The organism is uncultured Jannaschia sp., assembly GCF_947494025.1.
Taxonomy (GTDB): domain Bacteria; phylum Pseudomonadota; class Alphaproteobacteria; order Rhodobacterales; family Rhodobacteraceae; genus Jannaschia.
The window spans coordinates 1-11,871 of record NZ_CANLTQ010000047.1 but is presented as its reverse complement, the minus strand read 5'-3'; the positions used below and the strand labels follow the sequence as shown (position 1 = coordinate 11,871).

The following is an 11,871-nucleotide window of genomic DNA, read 5'->3' as shown; positions in this document are numbered from 1 at the left end:
CGCGCGAACATGCGCAATCCGCGTGGCCGCTCCCAAAATAAACCGGGAGCTGGGAAATGCATAAGACAAGAGGGGGCGGTGACGCTGCCGATCTCCTCGCCGGCGGGGATCTGGCTGAGCAGATCGGGCAAGACCGGTGCATCGCCGATGTGGCTCCCGGTGATCTCGACGGCTCGGACCTCCAGCGTCTGCTCGCCGATCCCGAGGTGGATCTTGCGCCAGACCCGCCGCTCGGGGCCGCCGTGCTTGCGGGCGTGCCACTCGCCTTCGCCCTCGACCTTGATCCCGGTGCTGTCCACTGCCCGGCAGGGCATTGCGCAGCAATGTCCCGAAAGGGGATCAGCAGATGCAGCGGACCATTGGAGCCGCGATACGGGATGTTCACGGCCAAGGTCTTCTGGCGACGCGACAGCGTGCTGAAATCAGGCACCGTCCAGTTCAGGCCGACCAGCCGAAACAGGCTCTCGACGAAGCCGGCCGTCTGTCGCAAGGCCATGCCGAACAGCACCTTCATCGAAAGGCAGGTCTGGATGACGGCATCGCTGGAGCTTCGCTGGCGGCCGCGCCTGCCTGTCGGCACGGCATCCCAGCTCATCGCGGGATCGAACCAGATCGTCCGCGAGCCCCGGCGCTTGAGCGCTTCATTGTAGGCTGGCCAGTCCCTGGTCCTGTAGGTCGGAAGGGTCGGCCTGCTCATGAATCACATCTAACACGCTGTATTAAAGAGATTGATCCCTCACGCAATTTGTGCAACATGTATAACCGCCCCATGCGCAAGAGGGATCTTCGGAGCTTCGTCTGACGCGCTATCGGGTGCTGACATGTATCCGGCCTCATAGTGCGGCCGTTCGTGCCGCGGGCCCGTGTGGTGGTCGAGGGTCGGGTCCAGATCAAAGCCGCGTGCTCGGAGGCACTTTGTTGCACCCTGGGTGTCCCGACCCCGTCTCACGACTGCTGCGCCATACGTCTCCTTGTCCTCTTACGCTCCGACGTCCCCGGATCGCGGTCGGACTACGCCGCCGCGACCGGAGCCTTGTAGACGCCGCCCCGGGCCATGAGCGCCCAGACGATCCGCGCCATCTTGTTCGCGAGTGCCACCCGCACCAGCATTCCCGGCTTGCGTGCGAGGAGCCCGCCGAGCCAGGTGCCGGCCTGCGCCATCGGGTTCGTGCGCCGCTTGATCACGACGCTGTTGGCGCCGAGGATCAGCAGTCGCCTGAGCGAGCGCTCTCCCATCCTGGTCGTCGCGCCCAGCCTCTGCTTACCTCCCGTCGAGTGCTGTCTCGGTGTCAGGCCGAGCCAAGCGGCAAAGTCGCGCGCCCGCCGGAAGTGCTCCGGCGGCGGGGCGAGGGTGGCCAGCGCAGTGGCGATCAGCGGCCCGATGCCGGGGATCGTCATCAGCCGTCGCGCGACCTCGTCCTCGCGCGCCCGGCGGGCGATCTCCGCATCGAGCCCGGCGATCCGCTCGTCGAGATGGCGCAGGCCGTCCACGAGGACCTGCAACGTCGCCCGCGCCGCAGACGGCAAGGCATCGTCGTCTGCCTCGACCAGCTCGGTCAGGCGGCGGGCGTTCCACGCCCCCTGGGGCACGACCTCGCCAAACTCGGTCAGGTGGCCACGCAGCGCGTTGATCGTCTGCGTGCGCTGCCGGATCAGCAACTCGCGCACCCGGAACACCGCCGTTGCACCCTGCTTCTCCTCGCTCTTCACTGGCACGAAGCGCATGTTCGGCCGCTGCGCCGCTTCGCAGATCGCCTCCGCATCCGCCGCGTCGTTCTTTTGCCTGCGCACGAACGGCTTGACGTAGGCCGGCGGGATCAGCCGCACCTCGTGGCCCAGCTTGCCGATCTCCCGGCCCCAAAAGTGCGCTCCGCCGCACGCCTCCATCGCCACCGCGCATCGCGGCATGGCCGCCAAAACCTCGAGGACCTGTCCCCGCCGCAGCTTCCGACGCAGCACCGCCCGGCCGGCCCCGTCCGCCCCGTGCAGTTGGAACACGTTCTTCGCCAGATCGAGCCCGACCGTGGTAATCTCCGACATGACCGTCCTCCTCGTGGATCGTTGATGACCCACCTTGGCACACCAGATGCCGTCGGGGGGCGGTCACACCATCAAAGCCCTTCCTTTCGACGGATGTACACGAGTTCGTTAATAAATCATCACCGAAAGAAACTTTTCTTCCAGGCATGCGTGACTGCTTGCGCGATACATTCAATAGCCACAGGAGCTCGAAATGATCCTTCGCACAACCTTGACCGCAGTGGCGGCGCTTTCCATCGCTGGATCAGCGTCCGCGACCACCTTCTCGTATGATCTCGTTCTAAATCCGCTGAACAATTCCGGCGTAACAGGCAGCGGCAGCTTCGTAATTGACACCACCGCAAACACACTGACTGCCAATGTCCGCGCCAGCGGTCTTGAGCCGAACATGATGCATGAGCAGCATATCCATGGGCGGTCGGAGAACGGATCACCAATTGATTCCAACTCGCCTGACCTATCCGACGATGCGGATGGGGATGGCTTTGTGGAACTGGCCGAGGGGCAGACGCAGTATGGCCCCATCCTGGTCGAACTCGAAGATACGATGGGCAACTATCCAACCGCCCCAGACGGGTCGTTCGACTTCTCGCGCATCTTCGACTTAGCCGACGAAGAAACGTTCGCAGGCGATTTCGGTATTACGGATCTCTTGGGTTCCGGTGACCGACCAGCGCTTGAACTCCGAGAAGTCGTCATTCATGGACTCACTCTTGAGGAGGGCCAGGGTGCCAACGGCGGCGAGGCCGACGGCACTGCCGGTTACAAAGGCTTCCTGCCCGTAGCCTCCGGCGAGATTACCGTCGCCGAGAGTCTCTCCCCGGCCCCGGTCCCACTGCCAGCCGCGGGCTGGCTGATGCTTGCCGGTTTCGGCGGTCTCGGCGCCTTGCGTGCACGACGCAAGTCCGCCAAGACCTGAGAAAATCGGGCCCGTCACAACGGGAGTTTAGAGGCAAGAAAGGCCCCGCCTAACAGCGGGGTCTACTTCGGATGCCGGCATTCTCAGCACTGCATGCGCAAAGGGGCTCGTCACTTCGCATCACGGGTCGTTTTCAAAAGCTCTCGTACTCGTACCACAATCGTGAGTATGAGAAGTGAAGCTCCCGTGCCAGCCTTCGAGTTAGAGTAACACGAACCGATGCGGAGAAATATCATGCGAATGACAGCGATCAATTACACGGGCCGGAGCACCTTGGTGGGCATGGTCGGCCTGGCCGGACTTGTTCTGACCTCCACCGTCGCGCTTGCCCAGGAGAGTGCAGAAACAGGCCGAACGGTCGACCTCATGGCCGCTGACCGAAGCGGGGTACCCGAGAGCATCGCGCCCGGCGAATGGTCCCAGGCGAGCGGCGAAGCTACCGTCACGGCTTCCGAGAACGGAGAAGCCACGATCGAGGTGACGGCTGAGAACCTCGTATCCGAGGGGGTCTACACGATCTGGTGGGTGACACTCCAGACGATCGGCATGGATATGGGGCCGGGCGGCGGTACGCCGGGCAACGAGTTCACTGCCGATGCCCAGGGAAACGCCTCCACGACGATCACGGTCCCGCAGGACAATACCTACGAGATGATGGTCGTGGCTTATCATGCAGACGGGCAAACCCATGGCGAAGAACCGGGTGAAATGGGCGAGGTGACCTTCGAGCACCTGATGGGCTCTTGGCCCGGTCCGGTCGGCAAAATGGACGACATGTAGGCTCTGTTGCATGGATCGAGTGAAGGTCAGCGCGTCCCCTTGCCCCTGGGACGGTCAGCCAATGGGCTGCGTGATAGGGATGCCGAGGGCGGTGTGGCCCGCCCCTATCGGGTGGTCCGGTTTCAGTCTTAGTGCATGACGGGTCTAGGCGCCATTGCCGTTGCCTGGGGCGGGGGTGATCCGCCATTGAGATATGCGCGAAAGTTGGTGACGCGTGATCAGGCGGCTGCTTGAAAGTGGCGGACGCCGTCGCGGAACTCAACCCCGCTGATGACTTCCGGCAGGCGGTTCCGGCCGTCGAGTTTCCTCCATTTCTTCTGCGCCGACATCATCAGCTTGAAGGCCATCGCGAGCCCGGTCTTTCGGCGTAGGCACCCTTTGGTGCGCTTGGTTCTGTGCCGGACGGTGGCGAAGGTGCTCTCGATCGGGTTCGACGTACGGACGTGTTTCCAGTGTTCGGCGGGGAAGTCGTAGAAGCTCAGCAACGCGTCCCGGTCCCGGACCAGCTTGCCCACGGCCTTGTCCCACTTCACGCCGTAAGCATCGACGAAGAAGTCGAACGCAATCGTGGCGGCGGCACGGGTCTCGGCCTGCCAGATGTCGTGCAGATGCGTCTTGGCCTTCGGCTGCACCGATTTCGGCAGCGCGTTAAGCACGTTCATGGTCTTATGGAGCCAGCAGCGTTGTTCGCGCGTCGTGGCGAACACCTCGCGCAGGGCCGTCCAGAACCCGAGCGCGCCGTCGCCGATGGCCAGCTTCGGATCCTGCTTCAGGCCGCGCCGCTTGAGATCGAGCAGCACCTCGCGCCAGCTCTGAGCGCTCTCACGAACGCCGTCCCTTGCCCGGCAGTGCATTGCCGTAGGCAATGTCACGAGAGGGGTCAGGGCCAGCAGTTCCTTGCGGCCGTATTCGTCCGCACCGACAACCACCAGAACGCATTGCTTCTCCTCGGCCATGCGCGGCTTGAAGTAGACGCCGTCCGCCCAGACGTAGAGGAACCGGCGCGCGCCGAGGTCGTGCGTCTGCCAGGCCTCGTAGTCCGCCCACCAATCGACCTTCAGCCGCGTGATAGTCTTGGCTGAGAGGCCCTTTGCGTTCGGACCCAGCAGGGCCGCCAGCGCCTCGCTGAAATCGCCGGTGGACACGCCCTTGAGGTGGAGCCAAGGCAGCAGCTCCTCGACCGACTTCGCCCGGCGCAGGTAGCGCGGCAGGATGCTGGACATGAACGCGATCTTGTCCGTGCCCGGCGTGCGATCGCGCACCCGCGGGACCCTGACCGGGACCGGGCCGATCCCGGTCATCACCTCGCGCTCGGGCAGATGACCATGGCGGACCAGCCGGGCGCGACCATCCTCGAGCTTGTCGCCGGCGAAAGCGTCCAGCAGCGTGGCCAACTCCGCTTCGATTGCCTGCTCGATCAGCTTGCGCGCGCCATAGCGTAGGACGTTGGTGAATGGATCGGAGCCAAATCCCGATGGATCGGGCAGCTCCGTGATGGTATCGTGTGACATGTGGCATATCCCTTTCTCGGCTGAGAATTGACGGCGTCTGAACACCGCCATGATATGCCGCCCCTCAGGGCATCACCAACTTTCGCGCGTTTCTTAGCGAGTAGCCGAAGAGCGACTGAACATCGTTCGCCCAGATATTGAAGATCGCGAACCACCCCCAGGTCTTCTCGTTCGCGCCTACCGGATTGAGGGTATTACCCTCCGGATCGAGCGTGCTATCATGTCGTAACTGTGGTTCGTTCGAAGACGTCATGCAGGCATTCCACGCATCCTCTTCAGAGGCATGTTCAGGTGACGTTTCGCCATTGCGGCCGTCAAGGAATCTATAAGCGCCTTGATCGACCGCATGGGTCAAGCGGGGAACCGCCGCATGGGCCAGCTCCAAGCGCGGGCCGGCTACCTATTCATGTTTTCTACTTGTTCTGGTAGCCAAGTGGACACCTCCGGAAACCTCGGTCTGCCAAAACCAGGGCTATGTATTTCAGGCGCTTGGAAGCCATCGAATCTTGGAATTATAGGTTTCCGGAGGTGTCCAAGTTCGGACTGTCATTTGCTTGATGCTGGCAGCTGATCCGTGATCCGATCAAAAAATACATAAAAATTCTTACTAGTTACAAAGTTCTGAAAAAATTCCTGTTGATGATCATGCTCTTACCACCAGACCTCAACGCGGACTGCTCCGCTCTCCTCTGCGGCGACAATATCGGCGTAGCGCGCACGTAGTGCTGCTTCGACAGCGGTCGTCGAACTATTGCCGCCACGCAGCCAAGCGACGAGCGGAGGCGCGCTACGAAGCGTAGCTATCTCCGCCAGGTCGACGTCGCGGGTAGCGATCGCGAAACCTTCTTGGGCCGCATGCTCCCAAACGTCCGTATCGGAGGCGCGATCCAGATCAACTAGACGGACTTGAGTTGACCCCGGGAAAAGGTCGGCCAGCCGCAGTGGAAGACGGTGGCTGAGATTTTGATCGATCAGAAGCTTCACGGCGAAGGAAGCGTACCGGGTCCCGTCACTCCGCCGCGACGGTCGTGGTGCGCTCGCGCTCCGCAGCAAAGGCCAACGCAGCGCGGATGTCCGCCTCGGTCAGTTCGGGAAAGTCCTCGAGGATCTCTGCGACGCTCATCCCCGAGGCTAGCCAGCCCAGCACATCGCCCACGGTGATACGCATGCCGCGGATTACGGGACGTCCGCCACGAAGACCCGGCACCATCGTGACGATCCCGGCCCATAGGGGCTGCTGTGGCTTCGATGAAGACGGCATTGTCATATAAGGAAGATAGCGCGCGGCAGGGTCTCTGGAAAGTAGGTGTCTGTCGTCCTGCCTGCACGCCACGGTCGGTTATGTTATGGTCGCGGTTCGATGAATATAGAAAACGAAATAAGATCGTCTATTGCATTACAGAGATTTAAGAGCGCGGCGAAAGGTATGTCATTTGGGGGTTTCGTTTGTTCCATATCGAAACGATACCTCCATCGTGTATATTCTTTATCTATACCACTAATCAGTGTCTCCGGCGTTCTTTCATTAATTTTGTTTGTCTGATTTTGCCCATCATTTAAAAATATACTAGTAGTATTGACCGGGCTTAGCTGGGATTTTCTTTCCTCATAACGCCTTTTTATATCTAGCCGTGTTGGCTCAACTATCCCTCTATACGTTTCTGTAAGATTGTGGACAGTTTCAAATTCTCTGCCCTCAATTATAACCAATGTCTTAACGTATATCTCTATAGCAAATAATAGGTTAGTAGAAAGTGCTACAATCTTTCCGTGAGTGTCTAATACTATATCGGGTGTAAGTAATCTACCAAACGACTTATGCGGAACTGAAAAATAGTCTGCAAGTGCAGCGGATACATCTCTATGCGCCCGCGCAGCACTCACGGATGCTACAGGGTTCCAACGGCTATTATATACATACCTAATACGATATGGAGCCAAATCTAATTCCTTTCACAACCCTGCCGTGAAACCGTCAACCGGGACCGCTATGGCCGTTTTGTGGCACGCTGCGCGGTCAACGGATCGGATCTAGCGGGCGAGCTGGTGCGGCAAGGCTGGGCGCTCGATTGGTCGCGCTACTCGAAAAGGGCCTACGCCGCGCAACAGGATGAAGCGGAGACGGCCGGACGCGGCATCTGGTCGGGGTTTTTCGTGGTGCCGTGGCAATGGCGGGCGGATCGTTAGGGCTTCGCCTGGTCGAAGTGGAACGTAGACCAAGCGAGGTGGGGCGGATCGGTAGCAAGGCCGGGAAGCCCGGAAACCCCACATATTGGAGGGCTTCCCAGCCTTGCGGATAGGGTCGAAAAATCGCACCGGTAATGGTGAGTATGTATTTTAAGGGTGTTGATTCGCGTTCGTGAACTCAAGGACGATGAGCCATCGGTTAGCCTTTCCCTACCACTTGCACTGCTGCTACTTCGCCACTTCGCCAAGAGAGGCGACGTCACGTAGCAAACTCCTCGACCTCGGCGGCCTGCTGGTCCGACAGCCCAAGCCGCTGACGGAGGTCGGACAGGTAAGCCCTGTTCGGGGCCGTCTCGCCGTCGACCGCTGCGCGGGACGCCAGATAGAATTGTTCGGCCGTCTCTTCGTCATTCACTTCGGCGAGCAACTCGTCGAGGGGCTTCGGATTCGCGATCTCGCGTTCCATGACACGACGGTCCTCCTCGTCAGCGCCGGCCTCCTCGACTTCCTGCATGATCCGCTGCCGTTCTTCGGTCGACATCGCGCCATCCGAATAGGCGGCGGCAACCATCGCCCGGATGAGCAGAAGCGCGGTCTGGTCGCTGAAGCTTTCGGCCGCCCGCTTGTCTTCCCGCAGATCCTCTTCCTCGCCACCGACCGTTGCGCCGGCTCCGCTGCGGCCCGCCTCCGGGTTGCCGGTCAGGCGGTCTGCCACGTCCTGAATCATCCCGGATATTCCGCCATTGGAACTTGCTGACCGGCCTGCGGCCCCGGCGCTTCCGCCGGTCCGGCTCTGCTGGTCCTGATAGGCGCGGTAAGCCATGTATCCGAGCGCGGCGAGACCCATTTTGCCACCCATCGTCGGTCGCCGCCGATAGCCGAGGCCGCCAAGCATCGCCGAGGTTCCGAGCGATCCCCGTCGCCGTCCGCGCCCCGCCATGCGGCTGACAAGCATCGTTCCGAGTATACGCTTGAGGCTCATGCTGGCTCTCCTCGCCTACACCGCGCACAACGCTCCCATGTGCGAAGCGTTCCGCACATGGGGGAGGAACGAAACCTGCATCGAGCGAGCACCTGCCAGAACCCAGCAGCGAGGTTACCGGAGAGACCGGTGCTGCTTGAACGCGACTGTCGGTTCAAGCCTCGGGACGGACAGGACGGGACACGCCGTCCTTGTCGAGGGCAACGAAAGTGAAGGATGCCTCGGTGACTTTCTCGGTCTCATCGCCGTCACGGCAGCGGCGCCAGGCCTCGACGTGAATCTTCATCGACGTTCGGCCAACGGAGAGGAGCCTGGCGTAGAGCGAGACCTCGTCGCCCACCTTGACCGCCCGGTGGAACTTCATTGCGTCGACAGCGATCGTGGCAGCGCGGCCGCGGGCCGTCAGCGCGGCGAGGTTGCCTGCCGCGAGGTCCATCTGGCTCATCAGCCATCCGCCGAAGATGTCGCCTGACGGATTGGTATCGGCGGGCATTGCGATCGTGCGGATCGCCGGGGCGCCGCGGGGATGCTCGGGATGTTTCTCCATAGGTCACGTACCCGCAGGTCACGACAGGAGTTCCCGGCCCCTGCCACGGCTCTGCGAACTTCCATAATCCGCCGTCATGATTATTCATCTCCGACGATGGTGTCCTTGAGCAGTGACCCCGCCAGATGTATATGTATAAACATATGCAACCTTGCGAGGTAAGTCGCCATGTCGCAGCAGCAGTCATCGTCGCGTGAAGCAAAGCTTTTTCGCAACAACAAGAGTCAGGCCGTTCGCATCCCGGCCGATTTCGAGCTACCTGGCACCTCGGTGATGATCCACCGGGACGGTGACCGGCTGGTGATCGAGCCTGTGCGACGGAAGAACCTACTCGAAGTGCTGGCCGGGCTGGATCCGCTCGCGCCGCATGACGCGTTCCCCGACATCGACGACGATCTGCTGCCGATGAGAGACATCGACTTGTGAGCGGACTTTACATGCTGGACACGAACATCGTGTCCGAGTTGGCTCGCAATCCCCAAGGGCGCGTCTCGGAGCATATTGCCAAGGTAGGTCCAGATTCGATCTGCGTCAGCATCGTTGTCGCGGCGGAGCTGCGCTTCGGCTGTGCGAAGAAAGGGTCTGCGAGGCTGACGGCCCAGATCGAGGCGATACTGGAAAGTATGCCGGTACTCGCACTCGACGTGGCTGCCGATGCGGAGTACGGCCGCATCCGCAACGAGCTGGAATCCGCAGGAACGCCCATCGGACCCAATGACATGCTGATTGCCGCCCATGCCCTCGCTTCGGGAGCAATCGTTGTGACGGCGAACATCGGAGAATTTGACCGGGTTCAGGGGCTTAGCGTCGAGAATTGGATCGATTGAACCGATAACGGCCCGTTTTAGAACGATCCAGACTGCTTCTGTTCAGCCAATAGCTTGACTGCTCCAAAACCCCCGTTCAAAACACGGATCGTTTTGGAAGGTTTGTGGGAGGGCAGCGGTGATCATCGGCTATGCGCGGGTGTCGACCGAATGTCAGAGCCTTGAAGCACAGCTTGCCGCGCTCGAGGCTGCCGGGGTCGAAAAGGTCTTTTCGGAGAAGATCTCCGGATCGAAGCGCGCCCGCCCCGCGCTCGACAAACTGATTGAGCAGTTGCGGGAGGGTGATATCGTCACGGTTACGAAGTACGACCGCCTTTCACGGTCGTTGCAGGACCTCTTGGCCATAGTCGAGGCGATCCGCGCGAAGGGCGCGGGCTTCCGGTCCCTGGCCGAGGACATCGACACAACGACCTCAGCGGGACGGCTCGTCTTCCATGTCTTCGCCTCGATCGCCCAGTTCGAGCGTGAACGGATTTCCGAGCGGACCCGTGAAGGGCTGGCCGCGGCGCGAAAGGCCGGCCGAATCGGTGGGCGCCCCCCTGCCCTGTCGCATCACCAACGCGAGGAAGTCCGGCGTCTGCGCGACGAGGAGGGTCGGCGGATCGCCGAGATCGCCCGGCTCTTCGATGTCAGCCCGAACACCGTCCGGCGGGCGTAGCGATCATCACAAGCGGGCTCTGACGCGTCTGTCAGGGTTCGAGTCGGATGACGAAGCGCGGCGGGTGCGCGTCCCGTCGTTCGAACCCGAGCGACGTGTAGAACGCCTGAGCGTCATAATTGTCCGGGTGGGTTCCGACAGCCAGGTACCGGCACGACATCGCGTTCGCCTCGATCCTGCAGGCTTCGACAAGGCTTCGCCCCACGCCCCGACCGCGGAACTCCGTTGCCGTGAAAAGATGGTGCATGTCCATTCCCCGCGCTCCGAACTGAAGCTGGATCAATCCGCACATCGCGGCGTAGCCGACGAGCTTTTCGTCCGTCTCGGCGACGAGGACGGTAATCCAAGGCCTTTCGCCGGCCAGATCACGCAGGAGATCATCCTGCGTAAGGGTCGCGGTATCGCCATGATGCGTTGCCAGCCGGCCGACCATCTCGACGATCCGGGGCGCGTCCGCCGGACAGGCGCGCCGCACCGATCCGAAAGCAGTCGCTAGGGGAAGAGAGCGTGGTTCCATGCAAGGCTCCGATCCCGCCGCCGGCGCCAGAGCCTGTGCCGCCATACGGCGGCAACATGTTGTAAGGTCACCGCGCTCGGATGAGGCGGCTGCGGTAGGTTACAATAGCGGCGGTGTTACAGATCATGGGCGTCCATTCGGAGAACTAACGGGATCTGTCAACGAGAGCTTCGTCCCGCGGGACCGGTATTCGGACGGCCCGCGACGGCCAGAGGTTTCGGGCCCGTCATTCCCGCCATATCAGTGTTCACCCCTCCGTCGGCTGCAGGCATACCCCGGCTATGACCCTCAGGCTGGCCCAGGTATCGGACGCATCGAGCATCGCCGCCCTCTCGATCGAGGTTTGGATCGGCACTTACCTGAAGCGCGGCGTCAATGCCTTCTTCGCGGACTACGCCCTGGGTGAGTTCACCCCGGCCAAAGCCGCGCAGCTCATCGCCGACCCCACGCAGTGGCGATGTTGCGCAAAGCAGCCGCGGGCATGACTTCTCCCTTTCCCGCCTTTCTTCAGCGGATGGCTTTGATCTCGGCCCTGCCGAGGGCCGAGAAGCGGTTCATGATGGCAATGCGGATCTGGATTTCGGCAGTTTGGCGGTCGGGGTCTCGTGACATGATCCTCTCGTTGAAGAGCTTCAGGCAGTTCATCAAAGCCTCGACCCGACTTCGGACGTGATAGCCGGTCCACTTCCTCCAGAGCGTCCGGCCCAGGTGCCGGGTCGCCCGCAGGATCTCGTTTCGCGCGACGGCAGCGGGGCAGTCTTCTTTCCAGGCGCGACCGTTGCGACGGATCGGTATGACCGCTTCGGCGCCTCGATCGATGATGGCGCCATGACAACGGCGCGTATCGTAAGCGCCATCTGCGGTGACCGTGCCGATCGTCTCCTCCGGCGGGATCTGCGTCAG

General features: G+C 61.6%; 13 protein-coding genes and 4 pseudogenes. 7 read left to right on the top strand and 10 right to left on the bottom strand.

The features are described from left to right. Positions 1 to 74: 74 nt before the first annotated feature. Together Q1B08_RS20070 and Q1B08_RS20065 are read right to left on the bottom strand one after the other, a co-directional pair. A pseudogene (locus Q1B08_RS20070) lies at positions 75 to 697 on the bottom strand (IS5 family transposase); the annotation flags it as partial. Positions 698 to 1,011: 314 nt separating this feature from the next. Continuing rightward, positions 1,012 to 2,040: an IS110 family transposase gene (locus Q1B08_RS20065; protein WP_299822789.1), complete on the bottom strand. Its 1,029-nt coding sequence runs from the start codon at positions 2,038 to 2,040 to the stop codon at positions 1,012 to 1,014. Positions 2,041 to 2,233: 193 nt separating this feature from the next. On the opposite strand from Q1B08_RS20065, the gene Q1B08_RS20060 reads away from it, so the two are divergent. Next, entirely contained in the window at positions 2,234 to 2,959 is a 726-nt protein-coding gene (locus Q1B08_RS20060; RefSeq protein ID WP_299822787.1) for a VPLPA-CTERM sorting domain-containing protein, read from the top strand. Between the two features lie 234 nt (positions 2,960 to 3,193). Then, the gene (locus Q1B08_RS20055; RefSeq protein ID WP_299822785.1) at positions 3,194 to 3,739 is read left to right on the top strand and encodes a hypothetical protein; all 546 of its coding nucleotides are present in this window, start codon (positions 3,194 to 3,196) and stop codon (positions 3,737 to 3,739) included. 218 nt (positions 3,740 to 3,957) lie between these two features. Here the strand turns inward: Q1B08_RS20055 and Q1B08_RS20050 are convergent, their stop codons facing one another. The 4 genes and pseudogenes from Q1B08_RS20050 to Q1B08_RS20035 all read right to left on the bottom strand — a co-directional run bounded on the left by Q1B08_RS20050 (position 3,958) and on the right by Q1B08_RS20035 (position 6,511). Then, positions 3,958 to 5,250, bottom strand: coding sequence for an IS256 family transposase (locus Q1B08_RS20050; protein WP_299822783.1), 1,293 nt, complete (start codon positions 5,248 to 5,250; stop codon positions 3,958 to 3,960). A gap of 94 nt (positions 5,251 to 5,344) precedes the next feature. After that, positions 5,345 to 5,503 (bottom strand): annotated as a pseudogene (locus Q1B08_RS20045) (NCS1 family nucleobase:cation symporter-1); the annotation flags it as partial. Positions 5,504 to 5,901: 398 nt separating this feature from the next. Then, on the bottom strand, positions 5,902 to 6,234 hold the full coding sequence (locus Q1B08_RS20040; RefSeq protein WP_299822780.1) for a DUF5615 family PIN-like protein: 333 nt from the start codon (positions 6,232 to 6,234) through the stop codon (positions 5,902 to 5,904). A gap of 25 nt (positions 6,235 to 6,259) precedes the next feature. Then, a complete protein-coding gene (locus tag Q1B08_RS20035; RefSeq protein ID WP_366140075.1) occupies positions 6,260 to 6,511 on the bottom strand; it encodes a DUF433 domain-containing protein in 252 nt (83 codons plus the stop codon). A gap of 722 nt (positions 6,512 to 7,233) precedes the next feature. Between Q1B08_RS20035 and Q1B08_RS22170 the strand changes: the two are divergent. After that, positions 7,234 to 7,437, top strand: a pseudogene (locus tag Q1B08_RS22170) (thermonuclease family protein); the annotation flags it as partial. 259 nt (positions 7,438 to 7,696) lie between these two features. Here Q1B08_RS22170 and Q1B08_RS20030 read toward each other — a convergent pair. Continuing rightward, complete coding sequence (locus Q1B08_RS20030; RefSeq protein WP_299822792.1) at positions 7,697 to 8,377, bottom strand: DUF533 domain-containing protein; 681 nt, start codon at positions 8,375 to 8,377, stop codon at positions 7,697 to 7,699. A gap of 196 nt (positions 8,378 to 8,573) precedes the next feature. After that, on the bottom strand, positions 8,574 to 8,966 hold the full coding sequence (locus tag Q1B08_RS20025; RefSeq protein WP_299822777.1) for an acyl-CoA thioesterase: 393 nt from the start codon (positions 8,964 to 8,966) through the stop codon (positions 8,574 to 8,576). A gap of 168 nt (positions 8,967 to 9,134) precedes the next feature. Between Q1B08_RS20025 and Q1B08_RS20020 the strand changes: the two genes are divergently transcribed. From Q1B08_RS20020 to Q1B08_RS20010, 3 genes are all read left to right on the top strand, one after another. Then, positions 9,135 to 9,392, top strand: a complete 258-nt coding sequence (locus tag Q1B08_RS20020; RefSeq protein ID WP_299822774.1) for an AbrB/MazE/SpoVT family DNA-binding domain-containing protein — start codon at positions 9,135 to 9,137, stop codon at positions 9,390 to 9,392. Positions 9,393 to 9,403: 11 nt separating this feature from the next. Beyond that, positions 9,404 to 9,793 (top strand): type II toxin-antitoxin system VapC family toxin, encoded by a 390-nt coding sequence (locus tag Q1B08_RS20015; protein ID WP_299822772.1) that lies wholly within the window; start codon positions 9,404 to 9,406, stop codon positions 9,791 to 9,793. 118 nt (positions 9,794 to 9,911) lie between these two features. Continuing rightward, positions 9,912 to 10,451 carry a recombinase family protein gene (locus Q1B08_RS20010; RefSeq protein ID WP_299822770.1) on the top strand — a complete coding sequence of 180 codons (540 nt, stop codon included), beginning with the start codon at positions 9,912 to 9,914 and terminating at the stop codon, positions 10,449 to 10,451. 31 nt (positions 10,452 to 10,482) lie between these two features. Here the strand turns inward: Q1B08_RS20010 and Q1B08_RS20005 are convergent, their stop codons facing one another. Then, on the bottom strand, positions 10,483 to 10,968 hold the full coding sequence (locus Q1B08_RS20005; protein ID WP_299822767.1) for a GNAT family N-acetyltransferase: 486 nt from the start codon (positions 10,966 to 10,968) through the stop codon (positions 10,483 to 10,485). Between the two features lie 281 nt (positions 10,969 to 11,249). Here Q1B08_RS20005 and Q1B08_RS20000 point away from each other — a divergent pair. Beyond that, positions 11,250 to 11,390, top strand: a pseudogene (locus Q1B08_RS20000) (GNAT family N-acetyltransferase); the annotation flags it as partial. A gap of 85 nt (positions 11,391 to 11,475) precedes the next feature. Here the strand turns inward: Q1B08_RS20000 and Q1B08_RS19995 are convergent. After that, positions 11,476 to 11,871: transposase (locus tag Q1B08_RS19995; protein ID WP_299822764.1), on the bottom strand; the 396-nt coding region annotated here is incomplete at its 5' end.